The organism is Alkalibacterium sp. s-m-28 (genome assembly GCF_054658175.1).
Map to the genome: position 1 here is coordinate 95,695 of NZ_BAAGIQ010000001.1, position 20,699 is coordinate 116,393.

General features: G+C 42.7%; 18 protein-coding genes and 1 pseudogene. 3 read left to right on the forward strand and 16 right to left on the reverse strand.

Annotated elements, in window-relative coordinates:
* Positions 1-18: 18 nt before the first annotated feature.
* The 8 genes from rseP to rpsB all read right to left on the reverse strand — a co-directional run bounded on the left by rseP (position 19) and on the right by rpsB (position 7,804).
* Positions 19-1,287 carry an RIP metalloprotease RseP gene (rseP, locus tag ACYQ4S_RS00470; protein ID WP_459768639.1) on the reverse strand — a complete coding sequence of 423 codons (1,269 nt, stop codon included), beginning with the start codon at positions 1,285-1,287 and terminating at the stop codon, positions 19-21.
* A gap of 15 nt (positions 1,288-1,302) precedes the next feature.
* A complete protein-coding gene (locus tag ACYQ4S_RS00475) occupies positions 1,303-2,085 on the reverse strand; it encodes a phosphatidate cytidylyltransferase (protein WP_459768641.1) in 783 nt (260 codons plus the stop codon).
* Between the two features lie 25 nt (positions 2,086-2,110).
* Positions 2,111-2,836, reverse strand: coding sequence for an isoprenyl transferase (locus ACYQ4S_RS00480; protein ID WP_428830584.1), 726 nt, complete (start codon positions 2,834-2,836; stop codon positions 2,111-2,113).
* Between the two features lie 375 nt (positions 2,837-3,211).
* Positions 3,212-3,733, reverse strand: a complete 522-nt coding sequence (frr, locus tag ACYQ4S_RS00485) for a ribosome recycling factor (protein WP_346024045.1) — start codon at positions 3,731-3,733, stop codon at positions 3,212-3,214.
* Between the two features lie 32 nt (positions 3,734-3,765).
* The gene (pyrH, locus tag ACYQ4S_RS00490; RefSeq protein ID WP_346024032.1) at positions 3,766-4,494 is read right to left on the reverse strand and encodes a UMP kinase; all 729 of its coding nucleotides are present in this window, start codon (positions 4,492-4,494) and stop codon (positions 3,766-3,768) included.
* Between the two features lie 129 nt (positions 4,495-4,623).
* Positions 4,624-6,018 carry a flavocytochrome c gene (locus tag ACYQ4S_RS00495; RefSeq protein ID WP_459768643.1) on the reverse strand — a complete coding sequence of 465 codons (1,395 nt, stop codon included), beginning with the start codon at positions 6,016-6,018 and terminating at the stop codon, positions 4,624-4,626.
* 98 nt (positions 6,019-6,116) lie between these two features.
* Positions 6,117-7,001 (reverse strand): translation elongation factor Ts, encoded by an 885-nt coding sequence (gene tsf, locus ACYQ4S_RS00500; protein WP_346024034.1) that lies wholly within the window; start codon positions 6,999-7,001, stop codon positions 6,117-6,119.
* A 44-nt stretch (positions 7,002-7,045) separates the two neighbouring features.
* Positions 7,046-7,804: a 30S ribosomal protein S2 gene (rpsB, locus tag ACYQ4S_RS00505; protein WP_459768645.1), complete on the reverse strand. Its 759-nt coding sequence runs from the start codon at positions 7,802-7,804 to the stop codon at positions 7,046-7,048.
* A 239-nt stretch (positions 7,805-8,043) separates the two neighbouring features.
* Between rpsB and ACYQ4S_RS00510 the strand changes: the two genes are divergently transcribed.
* Positions 8,044-8,640 carry a lysophospholipid acyltransferase family protein gene (locus ACYQ4S_RS00510; protein ID WP_346024036.1) on the forward strand — a complete coding sequence of 199 codons (597 nt, stop codon included), beginning with the start codon at positions 8,044-8,046 and terminating at the stop codon, positions 8,638-8,640.
* A 79-nt stretch (positions 8,641-8,719) separates the two neighbouring features.
* On the opposite strand, the gene ACYQ4S_RS00515 is transcribed toward ACYQ4S_RS00510, so the two are convergent.
* The 5 genes from ACYQ4S_RS00515 to ACYQ4S_RS00535 form a co-directional block, all read right to left on the reverse strand.
* Positions 8,720-10,504, reverse strand: a complete 1,785-nt coding sequence (locus tag ACYQ4S_RS00515) for an ABC transporter ATP-binding protein (RefSeq protein ID WP_346024037.1) — start codon at positions 10,502-10,504, stop codon at positions 8,720-8,722.
* Complete coding sequence (locus tag ACYQ4S_RS00520) at positions 10,504-12,255, reverse strand: ABC transporter ATP-binding protein (protein ID WP_346024038.1); 1,752 nt, start codon at positions 12,253-12,255, stop codon at positions 10,504-10,506. The genes ACYQ4S_RS00515 and ACYQ4S_RS00520 overlap by 1 nt, the downstream gene beginning before the upstream one ends.
* Before the next feature lie 103 nt (positions 12,256-12,358).
* Positions 12,359-12,601: a YneF family protein gene (locus ACYQ4S_RS00525; protein WP_091264501.1), complete on the reverse strand. Its 243-nt coding sequence runs from the start codon at positions 12,599-12,601 to the stop codon at positions 12,359-12,361.
* Positions 12,602-12,850: 249 nt separating this feature from the next.
* The gene (gene tkt, locus ACYQ4S_RS00530; RefSeq protein WP_459768648.1) at positions 12,851-14,848 is read right to left on the reverse strand and encodes a transketolase; all 1,998 of its coding nucleotides are present in this window, start codon (positions 14,846-14,848) and stop codon (positions 12,851-12,853) included.
* A gap of 106 nt (positions 14,849-14,954) precedes the next feature.
* Positions 14,955-15,200: a DUF896 family protein gene (locus ACYQ4S_RS00535; RefSeq protein ID WP_091264505.1), complete on the reverse strand. Its 246-nt coding sequence runs from the start codon at positions 15,198-15,200 to the stop codon at positions 14,955-14,957.
* Positions 15,201-15,399: 199 nt separating this feature from the next.
* On the opposite strand from ACYQ4S_RS00535, the gene lexA reads away from it, so the two are divergent.
* Complete coding sequence (gene lexA / locus ACYQ4S_RS00540) at positions 15,400-16,032, forward strand: transcriptional repressor LexA (RefSeq protein WP_459768650.1); 633 nt, start codon at positions 15,400-15,402, stop codon at positions 16,030-16,032.
* 39 nt (positions 16,033-16,071) lie between these two features.
* Here lexA and ACYQ4S_RS00545 read toward each other — a convergent pair whose 3' ends face one another.
* The 3 genes from ACYQ4S_RS00545 to ACYQ4S_RS00555 form a co-directional block, all read right to left on the reverse strand.
* On the reverse strand, positions 16,072-16,584 hold the full coding sequence (locus tag ACYQ4S_RS00545) for an adenine phosphoribosyltransferase (RefSeq protein ID WP_346024041.1): 513 nt from the start codon (positions 16,582-16,584) through the stop codon (positions 16,072-16,074).
* A gap of 29 nt (positions 16,585-16,613) precedes the next feature.
* Positions 16,614-18,923 (reverse strand): single-stranded-DNA-specific exonuclease RecJ, encoded by a 2,310-nt coding sequence (recJ, locus tag ACYQ4S_RS00550; RefSeq protein WP_346024042.1) that lies wholly within the window; start codon positions 18,921-18,923, stop codon positions 16,614-16,616.
* 99 nt (positions 18,924-19,022) lie between these two features.
* Positions 19,023-19,886, reverse strand: a complete 864-nt coding sequence (locus ACYQ4S_RS00555) for a DegV family protein (RefSeq protein ID WP_459768652.1) — start codon at positions 19,884-19,886, stop codon at positions 19,023-19,025.
* 176 nt (positions 19,887-20,062) lie between these two features.
* Between ACYQ4S_RS00555 and ACYQ4S_RS00560 the strand changes: the two are divergent.
* A pseudogene (locus tag ACYQ4S_RS00560) lies at positions 20,063-20,699 on the forward strand (hypothetical protein); the annotation flags it as partial.

Consider the following 20,699-nt stretch of genomic DNA (forward strand, 5'->3'; position numbering starts at 1 on the left):
GACTGTCTCCTTTAGTGGTTAATTTAAAAAGAATGTCTGAATATCATTCCATGTAACTAGTAACATGAGGATTAGAAGGAACAGGACACCGATAAGTGTAATATACCCTTCCTTTTCCTGACTCAATGGTTTCTTGCGTACCGCTTCAATGAGGTTGAGCAGCAGTTTCCCTCCGTCAAGCGCGGGAATGGGAAGCAAGTTCATGATACCGAGATTCACACTTAAAAATCCGATCCAGCTGATGAGTCCGAATATTCCCGCTTGAACAACAGCTTCAGTTGTTGCATAAATTGCAACAGGTCCACCAAGCTGGTCAACACTGAAACCGCCGGTAAAGAATGATCCAAGTAAGGTAAATATTTGAGTAATGATAAACCATGTTTCTGTGAATCCGAAGGTCAATCTGGCAGTCAGACTGTCGTCTACAAATCTCTCGATGCCAATTCGCCCCACTACTTCATTGCCTGAATCATAACTGTATGGCGTGATCGTCTGCTGGACACGTTCTCCATCGGCTGTTTCGATGTCGAAAGTCATAGCTTCTTCTGGACTGTCCTGAATGATCATGAGCATTTCTTTCCAAGAGCCGACTTCTTCATCATCTATGGAAAGAACACGGTCTCCTTCTTCAAGACCGGCTTCAGCCGCAGGAGAACCTTCTTCAACTGCTCCGATAAGAGGCTCCTGAGAAGGAACCCCACCCTGCAAGAAAGCGAGGGCTGTAAATGCAATGACTGCCAGTATGAAGTTGTTCATCGGACCGGCAAAATTGGTCATCATCCGGTTGCCAAGTGACGCACTCTGGAACTGACGATCTTTCGGAGCAATCTGAAGCAATGTCCCGTCTTTTTCTACTAAAAGAGCGTCCCGATTGACTTCATATCTTTTAACTTCAGTATCAAATCCGACACGTCCGGCTATGAACAAATCTTCATTAAAATTGAAATCAGTCACTTCCAAAGGTACAGTATCCAGCGACGCGTCTTTAGACTGTAGATCGATTTTTTCGACCTTATCCTGATCATCCAAGGATAAACTGACGGTCATGCCGGGTCGTATATCAGCTTCCTCTTCATATCCTGCCATCCTGACATATCCGCCAACAGGAAGCAGCCTGATGGTATAGGTTGTTTCCCCTTTGCGATGATGAAAGATTTTCGGTCCAAATCCGATAGCAAATTCTCTTACTAGAATGCCTGCTCGTTTTGCAAAATAAAAATGACCAAATTCGTGAATAATGACAATAATCCCAAATACAAGGGCAAACGCAAGAATAGTCTGAATCATAAAGGTCTCCTTCTTCTATCGTAATAATCTGATGACAAATAACACATTAAGTACTAAAAGCAGGCTGTCGATCCGGTCCAGTATCCCACCATGTCCTGGGAGTATCTTTCCTGAGTCCTTGACACCGTACTCTCTCTTTATCTTTGACTCAACCAGATCTCCTAACTGCCCTACTACTGAGAGCACCATCATAAAGAGAATAGAAAGGATGTAAGAGTCCGCTATCGGAAAATAAATAAGATAGATAGCGCTGACTATGGCAGAAGCAATCGTTCCACCGGCTGATCCTTCAATTGTTTTATTTGGAGATATACTAGGCGCCAATTTTGTTTTTCCAATTTTTCCACCAATGAGATAAGCTCCAGTATCAGTTGCCCAGATTACTAGTAATACAAGCAGGACAAAGGTCAGACTATACTGTCTTAACGATACTAACGAAGCAGTACCGACTCCTATATAAACCGTCATCAATAACACAGAACCGATCTGCCTGATTTTTAAATCAGGATTCCATACAGAATATACCAGCAGTATCAAGCCTTGCAATATGATGATAGGCGTAAGGATATCACCTGAAAAAAGCTCGTTCACTCTCGGACTGAGAGCCATACTCAATACAATAAGACCCGACAGAATGGCTGGAAAGGAGCGAATGCTCATCTTTTCCATCTGAACAAACTCCATCAGTGCAAAAAGCGCAACTAATCCCACCAGCAACTCTAAGGGCCATGACCCAAATATAAACAATGGTATGAATAATACTAGTGCAATAAGTGCAGTTAATATACGTTTAGACATCTTCATCCTCAGCTTTCATAGTAGTTTAGACAGCCCCGTATCTCCGCTGTCTGTTTATATAGCTCAAAAGGGCCTCGTCCAGTACATCACCGGTGAAATCAGGCCAGAGAAGATCTGAAAAATAAAATTCACTGTACGCATTCTGCCAGAGAAGAAAATTGCTTAACCTCTGTTCTCCGCTGCTTCTGATCAGAAGGTCCACATCCTGATAAGGTGCAATTGACTGCGTAAGCAGATGATGCTCGATCACTTCCTCATTTATTTCACTAATACTAATTTCGCCATTTAAAACCCGTTCACATAATGACTGAGTCGCTCTGACAATTTCTGCACGACTGCCGTAATTGAATGCGAAATTCAGAATCATTCCATCATTATCTTTCGTCTGATCCATTGCTTTCTGAATCGCTTTTCTTGTTGAGGAAGGAACTTTTTCTTCGAAACCGATCATGTTGACTCTCACATTCTTTTCCTGCAGTTCCGGTACGAACCGATCAAAAAAACGAATCGGCAGCTGCATAAGAAAATGAACTTCCTGGGGAGGACGTTTCCAGTTCTCGGTTGAGAACGCATAAAGTGTGAGCACTTTGATTCCACGTTCACTGGCTCTGATAGTCACTCGTCTGACTGCTTCCATGCCTTCCTGGTGCCCAAATTTCCGCGCTTTCCCTTGTCGTTCTGCCCATCGTCCATTTCCGTCCATGATCATGGCGACGTGTGCAGGTGCATTTGTTTCTTCATTTTCAACCATATTTATTGGTGCCTGATGCACCATACCCTCCTAGAAATAAATATACATCTCTTCTATTGTAGTAAAAATCTATTTAAATTGCTACAGAAATTCAGAAGGTGTTTATGAATATTTTAAAATGTTCTGTTTTCTGTATTTATGGAGATTTGCTATACTATAAGTAAGCTAACAGAAAAGTGTTAATTTAATATTAAGGAGGACCTGCATATGAGACGCTTAAGAAAGTACATTATCAGCATAGTCGTTACTTCAGTTGTTACTAAATTAGTGAACAAATACATTATCAGTAAACTATAAAGCAAAAGGAGAGTCAGCTCTGCTCTTTAAGGATGATGTGATACATTCCTTAAAAGTGCTTCAGCTACTCTCCTTTTTTTATCCTTCTAAAATTTCCTTTTCTTTTTCTGCAGATAGCTTGTCGATAGCTTTGACACTGTCATCTGTCAGCTTTTGAACTTCCTCTTCATAGTGATGAAGGTCATCTTTAGTCAGTTCTCCATCTTTTTCTGCTTTCTTCAATGAATCGATTGCATCACGGCGAATGTTCCTTACAGCAATTTTCGCATTTTCAGCTTCTTTGCCTACCTGCTTTGCTATATCTTTTCTTCTTTCTTCCGTAAGTGCCGGTACGACAAGTCGAATGACGTTCCCGTCATTTGCCGGCGGAATTCCGATATCAGACTGATTCAGTGCTTTTTCAATGTCACCGAGTGCATTTTTATCGTATGGGGTGATAAGAAGAACGCGTGCTTCAGGTACTGAAATCTGCGCTATCTGGTTCAAAGGCGTAGGTACACCATAATACTCGATGTTGATGCGATTCAGCAGACTCGGGTTAGCACGTCCTGCACGGATGCTTCCAAGTTCCCTTACATAGGCCTGCTCCGCTTTTTTCATTCTTCCCTGTGTGTCTTTTAAGATTGCTTCAGTCACTGTTTTTTCCTCCTTACAGTTGTCCCAATCGTGTCTCCTAGGGCTACACGTTTAATGTTACCTTTTTTATTCAGATTAAATACGACTAATGGAATATCGTTGTCCATACTTAAAGAGGACGCTGTGGTATCCATTACCTGAAGTGATTTATTTATGATATCCAGATAAGTCAGTTCTTCGAACTTAACGGCATTGGCATCAATATTCGGATCAGCCGAATAAACCCCGTCGACATTGTTCTTGGCCATCATAATGACATCAGCCTGCATTTCTGCGGCTCGAAGCGCTGCAGTTGTATCTGTTGAGAAGTACGGGCTGCCAGTACCTCCGGCGAAAATGACGACACGGCCTTTTTCAAGGTGACGCATAGCTTTTCTGCGAATATATGGTTCAGCAACCTGACGCATTTCAATAGACGTCTGAACACGAGTCGGTACACCGGCATTTTCAAGTGAATCCTGTAGGGCCAGAGCATTCATGATCGTAGCAATCATCCCCATATAATCTGCCTGTGAGCGCTCCATACCCATTTCAGCTCCAACATGACCACGCCAGATATTCCCGCCGCCTACTACGATGGCGATTTCGACGCCAAGTTCATGTACATCTTTAATTTCCTGACAGATTTCATGTATAGTTGGCGGCTCTATGCCGAATCCAGCATCTCCAGCAAGAGCTTCTCCACTTAATTTCAGTACGATTCGCTTGTACTTCGGTTCATCCATATAATCGTTCCCTCCATAATTCATACATTTTTATTCTACCACATAACAAGTGCAAGGTCATTAAAAATTGACAGTTATTCCGTGCAGCTATGCGACGTTTTAAAATAATTAGCGTTCTATTTTGTTAAATTAAAAACCATAATCCCCTGCACTTTTTTGTACGTACTCTGCCGCCTGCTTTCCAGCCTGCCTTCCGAACACGATGGTTTCAGCAATTGCATTGCCACCTATCCTGTTTTCTCCATGCAGTCCCCCGCACGTTTCTCCGGCTGCATACAAGCCACTGATCTTTCTGCCATCTTCATCAATCACTTCAGACCTTGTATTGATTCTGACACCACCCATGGTATGGTGAATTCCTGGAGCCACTTCTATGGCATAAAACGAACCTGTCTGAATGGGATGTTCCATGGCAGTAGTCCGTTCGAACAGGTCATCTGTTCCATAGGCGACGGCCTGATTCCATTCTGTAATCGTTGCTGCTAATACTTCTTTTGGTACACCGATCTGATCAGCCAGTCCGTACAACGTCTCTGCTTTTAACACCATATCTTTTGACTCGTAGAACCCGACCGCGGGCACTCTTTCTTTTAGCTGTTCATCGAAAATCAGGAACGCTTTCTGTTCTGGACAGTTTATAATAGCGTGTGATACCACATCTCGACGGTCCATTTCGTTGACAAACCGTTTCCCTGACAAAGAAATGAGTATGGCTCCTTCGCCTCTTATTGCCTCTGTCAATAAAAATCGACTTCTCTGATGGACGGTGGGATGGATCTGAATCTGATCAAGATCTCTGATACTTCCTCCGACCGCCTTGACCATGTCGATCCCACTTCCTTGACTTCCTTCATGATTTGTAGTGATAAGCTTAACAAGGTCAGGAGCCACTTCTTCTATTTTTTTATAATTACTGCCAAAACCACCAGTTGCTATGACAACAGCCCTGGCCCTGACTAAGTTTTCACCTTGCCGGTCTATAGCTACATAAACGCCGTTGATCAGATTCGAATCTTCTGATGTCGACAGACGAATGACTTCTGCAGAAGTAAACAGAGGGATCCCTCGTTCTTCGACTATACGCATCAGACCTTTCATCAAGTATCCTCCGATAGCAGATCCATCAGATGGTCTATGTGTTCGTTTAACAGACATTCCGCCTGTAGTTGTGAGACTGGACAAAGTAATGTCCATTGAGTCAAGCCAGTCAACTGCTTTCGGCGATTCTTCAACAAAATAGGACAACAGCTCTACATCGTTTGTCCGGTTTCCGCCAGCCAGTGTCTCTTCATAAAAAAGTGAATGACTGTCCTCAATCCCCTGGGCCTGCTGAAATTTTGTCTGTGAAGCGTTCATTCCCGCAGATGCTTTAATGCTGTTCCCTTTCACACCCGGCATGCTCTCAAAAATAACAGGGCAGGCACCTGTATCATCTGCCTGAATCGCCGCTGATAAACCGGCTGCACCTGCACCAACGATAATTACGTCGTATTGAGTATTAAGCTGATCTTTATGTGAAATCATATGGCCTCCGTTCTGTCAGAATCCTTATGTATTTAGTAATAGAGATAGCTTGCAAAAAAAGAGCAGGGATCAAATACCCCTGCTCCATATCTACAAACTTATTTATTGCCTAATTGGCTTTGAACTTCTGCAGCGAAGTCTTCAGTACGTTTCTCAATTCCTTCTCCCACTTCGTAACGGATGAATGATTTGATAGATGCACCTTTTTCGCTCAAGTACTCACCAACAGTTTTGTCTGGATCTTTAACATATGGCTGATCAACAAGACTTACTTCTGCTAGCCATTTGTTGAGACGTCCCTGTACCATTTTTTCAACGATATTTGCAGGTTTTCCTTCATTTTTAGCTTGTTCAGTCAACACGTTCAGTTCGTGATCTCTTTCTTCCTGAGAGATTTCTTCACGAGTGATGAATTTAGGATTGATTGCCGCAATGTGCATAGATACGTTACGAGCGACTTCTACATCATCGGTTCCTTCAATAATAGAAAGAACAGTAATGCGTCCACCCATGTGCTCGTAGTCGCCGAATACATCATTGTCAGTTTTTTCTACAACAGCAAAACGACGTAGAGTGATCTTCTCACCGATAGTCTGAGTCGCTTCAGTAATTGTATCCTGAATTGAGTCTCCACCCATATCCAAAGCAAGTGCTTCTTCTATAGTTGCAGGTTTGTTTGCTGCTACAGTTTTAGTAATACCTTTAACAAGGTTCTGGAATTTATCGTTTTTAGAAACGAAGTCTGTTTCTGAGTTGATTTCTGCGATAGCCGCAACGTTACCCTCGATGTGAACGTTAGCCAGTCCTTCAGCCGCAATACGGTCTGCTTTCTTAGCTGCTTTAGATACACCTTTTTCTCTCAGGTAATCGACAGCTGCGTCTAAATCTCCATCAGTTTCCACTAATGCTTTTTTCGCATCCATCATTCCAACGCCTGTTTTATCACGTAACTCTTTTACTTGAGCTGCTTTAATGTTTGCCACAAAAATTCCTCCTTAGTCGTATATCGATCCGGTAAAAGCGATGATTACTCGTTATCGCCTTCGACGACTTCAACGATTTCATCTAGAGAATCAGATTTTGCTTCTTCTTCAAAGCCTTCTTCTCCCTGATTTCCTTCGATAACAGCATCAGCCATTGTTTTAGTCAGTAATTTTACTGCACGGATAGCATCGTCGTTTGAAGGGATGATAACGTCGATCTCATCTGGATCACAGTTAGTATCTACCATTGCTACGATTGGAATATTAAGTTTTTGAGCTTCTTTAACAGCAATGTGCTCTTGTCTTGGGTCAACAACGAATAACACGTCAGGACGCTTAGGCATATCTTTGATTCCGCCTAAGAATTTTTCAAGTCGATCGCGTTCTTTGATCAGGATACCGACTTCTTTTTTAGGAAGGACATCGAATGTTCCGTCTTCTTCCATTTTTTCAATCTGTTTCAGACGCTTGATACGCTTCTGAATTGTATCCCAGTTAGTTAGCGTCCCACCCAACCAACGGTGGTTGATGTAGTAAGCGCCAGCTCTTTGAGCTTCTTCTTTGATCGCATCTTGTGCTTGTTTTTTAGTTCCTACAAAAAGAACTGTTCCGCCATCTTCTGCAATATCACGGACATAGTTGTAAGCTTGATCGATCAGCTTAACAGTCTTCTGCAAGTCGATGATGTAGATGCCGTTTCTTTCTGTAAAGATATATGGTTTCATCTTAGGGTTCCAGCGTCTAGTCTGGTGACCGAAATGAACACCTGATTCTAATAATTGTTTCATTGATACAACTGCCATTTGTCATTCCTCCATTTGGTTTTATATTTTTCCTCCCCGAGCTTCATCTGTTTGAACACTCCATGGCAATAGAGCACCATTCAATCCATCCACTCAGGTGTGAAATTTGGTGCTTTTTGCACCGCTTATAAGTATACTACATATACTCTTAAAATGCAACTCTCAGTTAATTTTTTTCTTGCACATTTTCCAGTTCTATCGCATACTATACTGAGAACCTAAAAAGGAAGTGGACTCTAGTGTTTTTTTCATTTGTAAGATTAATTGTAAGGTTGCTTATACTGACTTTAAACGGACGATATAAAGTCCAGGGCAAGGAAAACCTGCCTAAAGACGATAACTATATTCTTATAGCACCTCATCGCTCATGGATCGATCCGGTATATTTAGTACTTGCCGCCTCGCCCAAGCAATTCAGTTTCATGGCAAAAAAAGAACTTTTCAAGAACCCACTCTTTAAGTGGCTGATTACAAAAATGAACGCTTTCCCTGTTGACCGTAAAAATCCTGGCCCAAGTGCCATCAAGACCCCAGTCAAGATTTTGAAGGAAACCGATCTTGGCCTGGTGATCTTCCCCACAGGAACACGACATTCCACTGAACTTAAAGGTGGCGCTGTTACGATAGCAAAAATGAGTAAAAAACCGATTGTACCTGTTGTCTATCACGGCCCGTATACATTCAAAGACCTGCTGAAACGTCAGAAAGCAACCGTACGCTTCGGAGAACCGTTCATGGTTGAACGTAAAATAGAAGGCATCAAGGACGTCACTGCTTATTATTCCGAAAAAATACAGGATGCGTTCGTCTCTCTAGATTCTGAAGACCATAAATAAGAAAAAAGCCTTATCCAGAGATCAACCAGTTTACCGGCTGATGTGGATAAGGCTTTTTTTATTTGCTAGTATATTTCTATCACTGCAGACCGATGTTCTGCAATTCGTACATATCTCTGTATGAACCGCCACGTTCAATCAGCTCGTCATGGGTCCCGCGTTCTATAATATGTCCATTATCTAGTACCAAGATCTGATCAGCATCTCTGATCGTAGACAGTCGGTGAGCGATCGCCACAGTCGTTCGTCCCTGACGCATGCGTTCCAGACCTTCCTGAATGAGCGACTCCGTCTCTGTATCGATATTTGCTGTTGCTTCATCGAGGATTAGGATTTTAGGGTCCCTTACAATCGTTCTGGCAAATGAGATCAGCTGTTTCTGACCACTGGAGAAGCTGGCCCCTCTCTCAACAACCCGCGCATCATATTGACCTGGAAGTTCTTCGATAAACTGATCGGCTTGAACAAATCGTGCCGCTTCAATTATCTCTCTATCTGTAATAGCCTCGTTCATCAAACGGATGTTGTCCTTGATTGTTCCGTAGAAAAGGAAGGAATCCTGCAGGACCAGACCTATACGCTGACGCAGCTCCCGCATAGGGAAGGATCTGATGGACTGCTCATCGATCAGCACGTCCCCTTTCTGGAAATCATAGAAACGCATCAGCACGTTTATGATCGAAGACTTTCCGCTCCCTGTATGACCGACAAGCGCAATAGTCTCTCCTGGATTTACAGTGAACGAAACGTCTTTCAGAACGTAATTCTCGTCGTCATATGAGAAGCTTACATTTTTGAACTCTATCTTGCCGTCAGTGATCTGCGCTTCAGGATCGTCGTCCTGCTCCGGCACATACTCTTCGTTATCCATAACTGTAAGGATGCGGCTGCTTGAAACAACTCCGTCTTGGAACAGACTCAGACTATCCATCAGCCGGGTCAATGGTCTGAAGAAATCATTTGCATATGATGTGAAGGCAAAAATGATTCCTACTTCAATCGGGCTGGTCAACGCGTCGAACCCGAACAGTGCCAGGATCAGAACAACAGCAAGAGTATACAGCATGTTAATGACCGGGCTCAGAAGCAAGGCGTTGATTCTGACCATGGAGAAACGAGAATTGAAGTAGGACTGGTTTGTCTCTTCAAATTCCTTCTGAAGCCGTTTTTCCTGTCTGAACTGCTGAATCACTGACATCCCGTTAATGGTTTCTGCAAGTTTTGTGTTCAGCAGGCTCAGCTTGGATTTCATTTCATGGTAAGTGCGTGAGCTATAGACCTGATAGAATCTGATGACCAGTAGCAGGACCGGTGCAAAGATAAGGATCCACAGTGTCACAGTTACATCCAGCAGGAACATTGCCCCAAGGGAGATGATGACCCCAAACACCCCTTGTATGATCGTCAGAAATACGTGCCAGAAGTCCTTCATTGCTTCAGTATCATTTGTAGCTCGCGTAATGATCCAGCCAGTAGAGGTCTGATCGAAGAATCGCATGCCTAGATTATGAAGTTTGGTGAACAGCTGATTTCTTATGTTCTGTACTGTTTTTTCTGAAGCCATATTAAAGATATACAATTCGAAATACCAGACAGTCATTCTAACGATCGTCACACCAAAGTGAAGAGATGCGAAGAAGAGAATCGTCTGAATCGTCACGCCACCGACTGTCAGGTGGTTATCAATGAAAACCTGAATGATTCGGGGGAGTGCCGCATTAGTTACTGCAAGAGCTACACTGAAAAATATAGCCAGTATAAACTGATTTCTGTAAGGTGAGGCAAATGTAAGGATGCGTCTCAGTATACTCATCTGTTCGTTAAACGGAATCGTTCGTCTTTTCTGTAGTTCCTGCTGTTCCATTAGCCCTCTCCCCCTTCCAGTTCCCTTACCAGCTGCTGCTGTTCATACATATCCTTATACCATCCATCCTGTGCAAGCAACGAATTGTGCGTCCCGCGCTCGACAATTTCACCGTCTTCGACAACGATGATCTCTTCAGCGTGCATGACTGAGCTGATACGGTGAGCCGCAATGATCGTCGTCTGTCCTCTGCGCAGTTCTTTCAGCCCTGACAGGATACTTTCCTCAGTCTTCGCATCGACAGCCGATAGTGAATCATCAAGAATCATCAGTTCCGGATTGATGAGGATAGCCCGGGCAATTGAAATTCGCTGTTTCTGCCCCCCGGAAAGTGACACGCCCCGCTCGCCTACTTCCGTGTCATATCCATTCGGCATCGCAAGAATATCATCATGAATATCGGCAAGTTTAGCTGCCGCTTCGACAGCTTCCTGAGACAAGGTCGGATCTGCAAAGCGGATATTTTCTCTTATCGTATCTGAAAACAGATAGTTATCCTGAGGCACATAGCCTATATGTTTCAATAACGCATCGAGGGTATAATCACGTATGTCATATCCCCCGTACCTGATCCTGCCTTTATACCCATCATATTCTCTGAGAAGCAACTTAAGAATCGTTGTTTTACCTGCTCCCGTTTTACCAACGACACCTAATGTCCCGCCAGCTTCAAGCGTGAAGTGGATGTTTTTAAGGGTGGTCCCTTCCTCATCAGGGTAGGAAAAGGAATCAAGTTCAAAAGACAACTCTCCTGAAACCGGTTTGTCTATCGCCCCTTGACGTTCCACTATTGATGTCTCTTCTCTAAGCAGATTTTCGATCCGGTCATAACTGGCAGATCCTCTTTCAATAATGTTGAACAGACGTCCGATAGCAAACATCGGCCAAACGAGCATTCCGATATAATTGATGAACGTCACGAAATCTCCGACAGATATTTCTCCGTCTGAAATCAGCCAGCCTCCTACAAGTATCGTCAGGAAATATGAAATCCCCATGATAAACGTAATCGCCGGATCAAAAAGTGAATCGATTTTGTATACTGATCTGTTCTTTTCAACGACATTGTCAGTCTGTTTTGAAAATTGCTCTATATCCTCTTTTTCCTGTCCAAACGTCTTGATTACCTTGATCCCCTGAATACTCTCCTGAACTTTATCATTCAGATGCGAAAAGGCAGCCTGAGCGTCTCTGAATCGCAGGTGAAGCTTTTTCCCGAGCACACGAGACGTCATGGCTAATAATGGCAGTGGAATGATCGCCAGAAGTGTCAGGCGCCAGTCTACAAAAAAAATCATTGCCAGCAAAGTGGTCAGACCGACACTGATTGCATCAGCCATCGTAAGAATCCCTCCACCTGCAACCATTCTAAGACCACGAAGGTCATTTGTTGCATGTGCCATCAAGTCACCTGTACGGTATTTCTGGAAGAACTCATTATCCATATTTGTAAAATGATTGAACAGCTGCTTACGCACGATCTGTTCAAGTTTAGCAGCGTTTCCCCAGATACGCACCCGCCATAAATACCTTAGAGCATACTGACCGATTGCAGTGGAAGACAGAATCAGCAGCCACGTAAGCAGCGATTCCTGTGTGATTATACCCATATCTATTTCATCGACTACAATGCCTATAATTCTCGGTGGAATCAGCTGGAGCAGCGCTACGATGATCAGTGCACCTATTCCTACCAGATAGGATTTTTTCTCCTGTTTGAAAAACCAGCTCAGTCGTTTAAATATCCCCATATCGTCGTCTCCCATTAGCTTAGTCGATTGTGAAAGCAATATGACATATTGTCATATTGTGTCAAATGTTAACGGACAGCGTTTTATTCTGTCCGTCCCTTACTTATTTTTTCTTTTTATTCTTTGCGCTCTTCTGCTGAGATTTCATTTGACTCATCATCTGATTGATCTTACGTTCAGAAGGTTTCTGTCCCATTTGAAGCATCATCATACGCAGCATGTTTTCGTCGATTGGCGGATTTTTTTCAAAATAGTCCATCATATATTTTCTGGAAATAAAGAATCCTCCGACCAGTCCGGCGATCAGAGCTAAAATAATTAGTACAATAGCAAGGCCTGTGCTCATCTTGTTCACTCCTTTCAAAAATCGATACTGTAACCATACAGCAGACATAGACATATCTGCTCACTGAACTATTTTACACAATAAATGTGGAGAAATAAACCTTTATATGTTAAAAAGCTATTTTATACCATCAATTGACTTAGAGAGGGAAGTACTGGCCAGCCCGTCTTCCGGTTTTTATTCACAACATGCTGAAAGCCACCTGTGCTCCAGCAGGAATACAGGTGGCTTTCAGACTTTTCAGTTACATTATTTCATTGAAAGATACGTGTTGACAACATTTTCAGAAGTAAATCCGTAAGCTTCAACAACAGCTTCACCATTACCACTTGCTCCGAATTTGTCGATCGCAAGAATCCTACCTTCAGGTCCAGCATAGCGGTGCCAGCCGAATGGAGATCCCATTTCGATAGCTACTCTGTTTTTTACAGCAGCTGGAAGAACAGATTCCTTGTACTCATCAGACTGAAGTTCGAACAGATCGAAACTTGGCATGGAGACTACTGATACATCGTGCCCTTGTGCTTTCAGCTCTTTCTGCGCTTCAACAGCTAATGTTACTTCAGATCCAGTAGCAATCAGGATACCATCAGGTGTGTCGCTTTCAGACGGAGAAAGGACATAAGCACCTTTCTTGACATTTTGTCTCGCTGTTTCCTTAGTTCCAGGAAGAACAGGAAGATTTTGACGAGTCAGCACAAGCATAGTTGGACGGTTAGTTGATGTCACAGCAATTTCCCAAGCTGCAGCTACTTCGTTACCGTCAGCCGGACGAAGAACAGTCAGATTGTGCATTCCTCTGAAGCTGGATAGCTGTTCTACAGGTTCGTGAGTCGGTCCGTCTTCACCTACGGCAATTGAGTCATGTGTCATGACATAGATAGCCGGAATTTCAGATAGTGCAGCCAGACGTACCGCTGGTCTCAGATAATCTGTAAAGACGAAAAATGTAGCAACGTAAGATTTCGTTCCCCCATGAAGCAGGATGCCGTTTAGAGCAGCTGCCATAGCAAATTCTCTTACGCCGTACCAGATGTTGCGTCCGTCATACTGACCAGCCTGGAAGTCTTTAACACCACTGATCATAGTCTTGTTCGATCCTGACAAGTCGGCAGATCCACCCCAGAAGTTAGGGACAGCTTCAGCAATAGCATTCAGCACTTTTCCACTGTAGTTACGTGTTGCATCTGCTCCATCTTCTTCAGAAAATGAAGGCAGTTCAGCATCCCATCCTTCTGGAAGCTCTCCAGATAAAGCCTGGTCGAACTGATTCGCAAGTTCACCATTAGCACTGCGGTATTCATCAAGTAGACTGTTCCACTTATCTTCTAGCTCCTGACCTTTATCGATCATGTGCTCTTTGAATCGCTTAGTGACTTCTTCAGGTACGTAGAAGTCTTCGCCTTCCCAGCCGTATGCTTTCTTAGCAGCTTTTACCCCTTCAGGTCCAAGTGGTGCACCGTGAACATTGTGCGTACCGGCATTTGTTGCTCCGAATCCGATGACTGTTTTGATTTCGATAAGTGTTGGTTTATCGGTGGATTCTTTCGCTTTAGTTATTGCAGCATCGATGGCCTCTAAATCGTTTCCATCTTCAACCAGGATATGTTCCCATCCGTAAGCCTCAAAACGCATACCGACATTTTCAGTGAACGCTTTTGAAGTCGGTCCATCAAGCTGGATATCGTTGGAATCGTAAAGCATAATCAGTTTGCCTAATTTCAAGTGACCAGCCAGAGAAGCAGCTTCCTGAGAAACACCTTCCTGAAGGTCTCCGTCTCCACACAGTGCATAAGTATAGTGGTCAACGATGTTATAGTCACCTTTATTATAGGTAGCAGACAGGTGTGCTTCTGCCATTGCCATTCCTACTGCATTAGCTACGCCTTGACCTAGAGGACCAGTAGTTGCCTCGACACCATCTGTGATATGCACTTCAGGGTGTCCTGGTGTATTCCCTCCCAATTGACGAAAGTTTTTAAGGTCATCAATAGACACGTTATAACCTGACAGATGAAGAAGGCTGTATAATAGCATAGAGCCGTGTCCTGCTGAAAGGACAAAACGGTCTCTATTGAACCATCTCGAATTTTTCGGATTAACATTCAGGTGACGGGTCCATAATGTATATGCCATAGGAGCTGCTCCCATAGGTAACCCAGGATGACCTGAATTGGCTGCCTGTACTCCATCAATACTTAATGTACGAATCGTATCGACAGCCATTTGATCTGTTTTATCGAACAATGAACTTCAACCCTTTCGTTTGTTTAAAATTTAAACTTACTCTGTTATTGTACTATTTTTAGCGCTTTATTTCAATCTATTCTGCAGTTATTACCAATAAGGCTCTTTACTCATCCCGGCCATGCAGGCCTTTTTCTTTCTGAATCTCTTTCACTTTATCTGGTGTGACATCATTTCCATCAGGATCCACAACTTTCATCCCTTCGATCTGATTCTTCATGCCGGACCTGAAAGCTTGAATATACTCTTCTCTCAACCCTTTCTGTTCATCTTTTTCTTCCTGAGACAGACCGTCGCTTCTTTCTTTTCGTACGAGTTCATTTATTCTGTCAAGTTTTTTCTTTTCTAACATAGAATCCTCCTCAGTTCTCTTTTCTTGCAAGTCCTACACCTTATATCATAACATTCATGATTAAAAAGTGGTAGATAAGATTCGATCGAAACCTGCTTCCTTTATTCGAACATCCGTTTGAATTAGCGTCTGCCCTATGCTATACTGATAACAATAGAACAGTTGTTCATATAAATTATTCCGAAAGTGAGGGTGAGTAATGACCACTAGAGGCCGTAAAGGTGAAAGACAAATTGAAATTCTACAATATATATATAACCAGGTGAAGAAGAAAGGGTATCCTCCCACTGTGAGAGAAATCGGGATGGCGACAGCTCTCTCTTCAACGTCAACAGTTCACGGACATTTAGCACGTCTTGAAAAAAATGGATTCATCCTAAGAGACCCCTCGAAACCAAGAGCGATCGAGTTCACTAAAGCCGGATTGGATAAACTGGGAATAGATGAAGAGGACAAAATACCTCTACTAGGAGTAGTCACTGCCGGCGAACCTATCCTTGCTATTGAGGAAGCTACAGATTATTTCCCGATTCCAAATGACCTGGAGCTAGACAGAGGCAATCTGTTCATGCTGACTATCCGTGGAGATAGTATGATGAATGTTGGTATTCTAGACGGCGATCAGGTTATCGTTAGAAAACAGGAAAGTGCAAGTAATGGAGATATTGTCATTGCCATGACTGAAGATGATGAAGCAACCTGTAAACGATTCTACAAAGAAAAGAATCATATCAGACTTCAGCCCGAAAATGATGCACTTGACCCTATCATCCTTAATGATGTAAAAATTCTCGGAAAAGTTATTTCTTTATATAGAAGCCATATATTCTAATAAAAAACCCCTTCTCACTCGAGAGGGGGTTTTCAGTATTTAGTAAGTCATTAATTTAAAAATGTCATAGCCTTCAATTTTATCGCGACCTTTTAAATCAGCAAGTTCAATAAAGAATGCCGCACCGACAACTTCTCCACCCAGCTTTTCTACAAGTTCGATCGTTGCAGCTATGGTCCCTCCAGTAGCAAGCAGGTCGTCTGTGATCAGCACTTTTTGACCTGGTTTGATCGCATCTTTATGGAGCTGAAGGATATCATTGCCGTATTCAAGTCCGTAACTCACTTCGACAGTTTCTCTAGGCAACTTTCCTTTTTTACGGCAGGGTGCAAATCCAATTCCCAGTTCATTGGCAACAGGACAGCCGACGATGAACCCTCTGGCCTCAGGACCGACGATCATTTCGACCCCTTTTCCTTTAGCGTATTCAACGATCTGTCTGGTTGCTTCTCTGTAAGCTTCACCATCGGCCATCAGTGGAGAAATATCTCTAAACACAATCCCCCCTTCAGGAAAGTCAGGTACATCAGCAATATATTGTTTAAAATCCATTTATAATCCTCCGTTATGTTTACACATACTTAGTTTGTGTCATTTATGGCAGTCATCAATTCGTTAAAAGAGCTGTAAACCAATTTTTCTTCAACAGCAATCTGTTCCAGCCGTCTTTTATACGTCTTGGTGTCTTCCAGTTTTTTCGGGTCCGGATCGGCAACGACTCTCACCTTTCCATCCTCTATTGTAACAAATTCGTTCTCTAAAAACACCATTAACATGAATTTAGCGACTTCTTTATCGATGTTGAGCTTAGTCACCAGTTCCCTGGTGTCTTTTGACAGATCGACTGTTTCCTTTGTTCGCAGCCATTTATACAAAGATGAGAACGTTGAATGTTTCGGCATGCCTTTAAAATAGTACTCATTTGGAGAATAAAGATACAAGTAGAAAGACTGCTTCACATAATTCCTGTACACAGTCCGGAAAAGTTCGAGTTGGTCTGGAGTATCAACAACAATTATTTTAGTCGTTTTGCTGACCGAATATAACTCAGTGCTCATGTCCACCAACTGACAGGTAGCTTCTGGATGAATCTGTTCCTGCCACTTATTATATACTGCTTTCTGAAAGAATACATAATGGCCTTCAGAATCGAGGAACACTTCCGACTTTAAAGTTGACTGGCGTCTGTCGATGGCTATTTTTTCTCTGGATTTGAAGTCGACAGCCTGGATCTGAACCTTTCTGTTTCCATTCCATTCATTGATCGACACATATCCAGCAATATCTATTTCCGGCTGGGATTTGAACACTTCAAACCAGTCTGAAGCGCCAAATGCGATCATATCCATTTTAGTATCATTTTTAGTAACGAGCGATTTTAAGTGATCCTGATTCGCCCCTATCAAGCGAGCCCCTTCTGGGACGACAGAAGAAATATTAAATAGAGGTTTTCTGTTATCTTGGCCAAATGGTCTGAGCTGATCAAGTTCCGTAATCAGGTCGATGGACAGATCTTCCCATTCTGCCGTAACATCAATTGTCAGTTCAGTCTTCAGTGCCCTATCTCCCGCTAGATTCTTCGCACTTTTCTGGAGTGCGTCGTAGAAGGTTTCCAGATTGGTCAACTCAAGGCTGACACCACAGGCCATTTCGTGTCCACCAAAATTTCTCAGGAGATGACTGGTCTGCTGCATACAGTCGAACAGATTGAAACCGGACACGCTTCTACCTGAGCCTTTCATTATCCCAGTGTCCTGGTCAACAGAAAATATGAGAGCTGGTTTTCCAGTCTTTTCAGTCACTTTACTGGCCACGATACCCAGCACCCCTTGATGCCAATTCTCGTCTTTTAATACAATAACTTGATCATTTTGCTGTGCATCAACTCTAGATAATGCTTCGCCGGTAATTTGACTGACTATATTTTTTCTTTCACTATTTTTCTCCATCACTTTTCTACTTAGGTCCTCTGCTTTTTTCTCATCATATGTAGTGAGAAGGTCGACAACCATCGTGGCATCCCCTAAACGTCCTACGGCGTTGACAGGAGGAGCAAGCCTGAAGCCGATCGTTTCTTCATCAATGTCTTCCCTGGAGATTTCAGCTTGTTTTAATAGACTCTGAAGCCCAACTCTCTGGGTCTGTCTGATCAACTTCAAGCCGAAGTAAGCGAGCGCCCTGTTTTCATCAGTTAGAGACACTACATCTGCTATCGTTCCGATCATAGCCAGTTCGATCATTTCTTCGGGCAATTCTCCAAGAAGGGCGTGCGCTACTTTCAGACTGACACCGGCCCCTGCGAGTTCCTTAAACGGGTAACTGCCTTCAGGATGCTTAGGGTGTACAATGCTGTAAGCTTGTGGAAGATTTTCCGGGCATTCGTGGTGATCGGTTACGATGACATCGATCCCTAGTTCATTCGCTCTATTAATCGCATCGTGTCCAGCGATCCCATTGTCAACAGTCACGATCAGCTCAGTACCTTGTTCAACTAAGCGTTCAAATGCATTGATATTCGGGCCATACCCTTCAACAAACCGATTAGGAATAAAATAGTCGACATTCCCCCCGAGCATCTCGATCGCTTCATATAAAATAGTTGTGCTTGTAACTCCGTCCGCATCATAATCGCCATAAATTGTTATTTTCTGATGGAGCTCGATGGCTTTCTGAATCCGTTCAATTGTTCTGTCCATATCCTTCAGTTCAAAAGGATCATGAAACCATTCCGCTGTCGGCGTCATAAAGTGACTGATGTCTTCTTTAGTCGTCAGTCCTCTAGCCATACATAAGCGTATGAAAGTTTTTGACTGGTTCATTTCAGCAGCGAGATCTGAAATTGCCTGATCGTCACCGATTGTATTATTTCGCCATATTGTTTCTGCTAGCACTCGATTCACTCCTAGTCTGATTCACGTTCCTACATTATAACAGAAAAAAACAGACACAATAAAGGAAGTCTTTACTGCGTCTGTTTCATAATATTTCTATTAGTCTAAGATCTGAACGCCAATACCAATCAGACCTGGTCCAGTGTGGACACCCAGTGCTGGACTGACTTGATCAAAGAAGAACTGTTCATAATCAGGAAGCTTGGCCTTCAGCTCCTGTCTGATTGCTTCAGCTTCTTTTAGAGCAGTTCTCCCACCGTAAGCAACTGCCAGATTGTACTTTTTAGCTGTAGAAGCAAACTCTTCAACTAACTGAATAGTTTTGTTCACAGACTTCGCTTTACCTCTAACTTTAGCTACAGTGTGATAGATCCCATCTTCATTACACGTAATGATCGGTTTGAGGTTCATCATGCTTCCGAGAACTGATTGAACCAGACCGATTCGTCCGCCTTTCTGAAGGTACTCAAGTGTAGGCACATGAAAGAAAACTTTCGCTTTTTCAATGCCCTTCTGGAGATTAGCCTTGATTGTATCCCATTCTATATCTTTTGCTGCCTGAAGTGCTGCTTCCACAACAGAAAAACCTGCACCAATACCGATATTTTTAGTATCAAAAACAAATATATCCAGCCCTTCGTACTGCTCAGCCACAATGCGGACCATGTTGTTCGTTCCACTCAGTCCACTTGAAATCGTCACGGCAAGTACTTTTTCATATCCTTCTGCCTTGATTTCATCAAACATTCCTTTGATGATTTCTCCATCAGGAAGAGAAGTCTTTGGTATTTCTTCACTCATTCGGTCATAAACTTCTTCAGCGGTAATGTTTACTTTATCAACATATTCGCCGTCTTCAAAAATGATCTTCAAAGGAATGACCTTGATATCATATGTCGTACGAATCTGTTCAGGTACATCTGAACCCGAGTCGGTTAATATAGCAATTTTTTGTTTATTCATTTTTCCCCTACCTTATCTATAATAGTAATTACCAATTTTTTTGTTTTTTCGTGTTGTTTTAATGCAACTATCGTTGCTCTATCAATTAAAATACAAAAAGGCACCTCTTCCCCCCCTTAATCTGATAAAATGAAGTTCACTAAAACAAACATTCATCACTTAAGGAGTGAAAAGAGATGCCTAATCTACTTCAGATTATCATGTATTTAGTTAATAAAATCAAGTGGCAAAACAGTTTAATTCAACTTTTAAACGATTATATTACTTGGCTTGAAGATGCGGGTGATCGACCACCTAAAGGGACCGATATCACAAAGCTTGATTACAACAAATTGACCCTTGATGACCCACCGAAAGTTGTAAAGATTGAACGGGCGGACTATAAATACCTTCTAAAACAGGCCGTGGAAGCAGGTAAACCGATCAAACCTGTTCGTCGCCACAAGTCATCTTCTGAAGTTCCTGAACATGTACGTTGCGCTAAGTGTCATGCGCCCCATGACTATCTCTATAAGAATAATGGTGTGCACGGACAATATCAGTGCAAAGTCTGTTCTGCTTTATTTAATTCGAAGAATCGTTACTCTAAAGATGTCATTCTCAAATGTCCTCACTGTGAGAAGTGTCTTGAGAAGATTAAACAACGGTCTGAATTCGACATCTACAAGTGTAAAAACGACACTTGTCCTTATTATATTCAGGCGTTAAACCAGTTGAGTGAGGAGCAAAAGGAACTCTATACTGTCGCACCATACTACTTAAAGCTACGATACGTCTATCGTCAGTTTAATTTAAAACTCGAGGACATCAAGT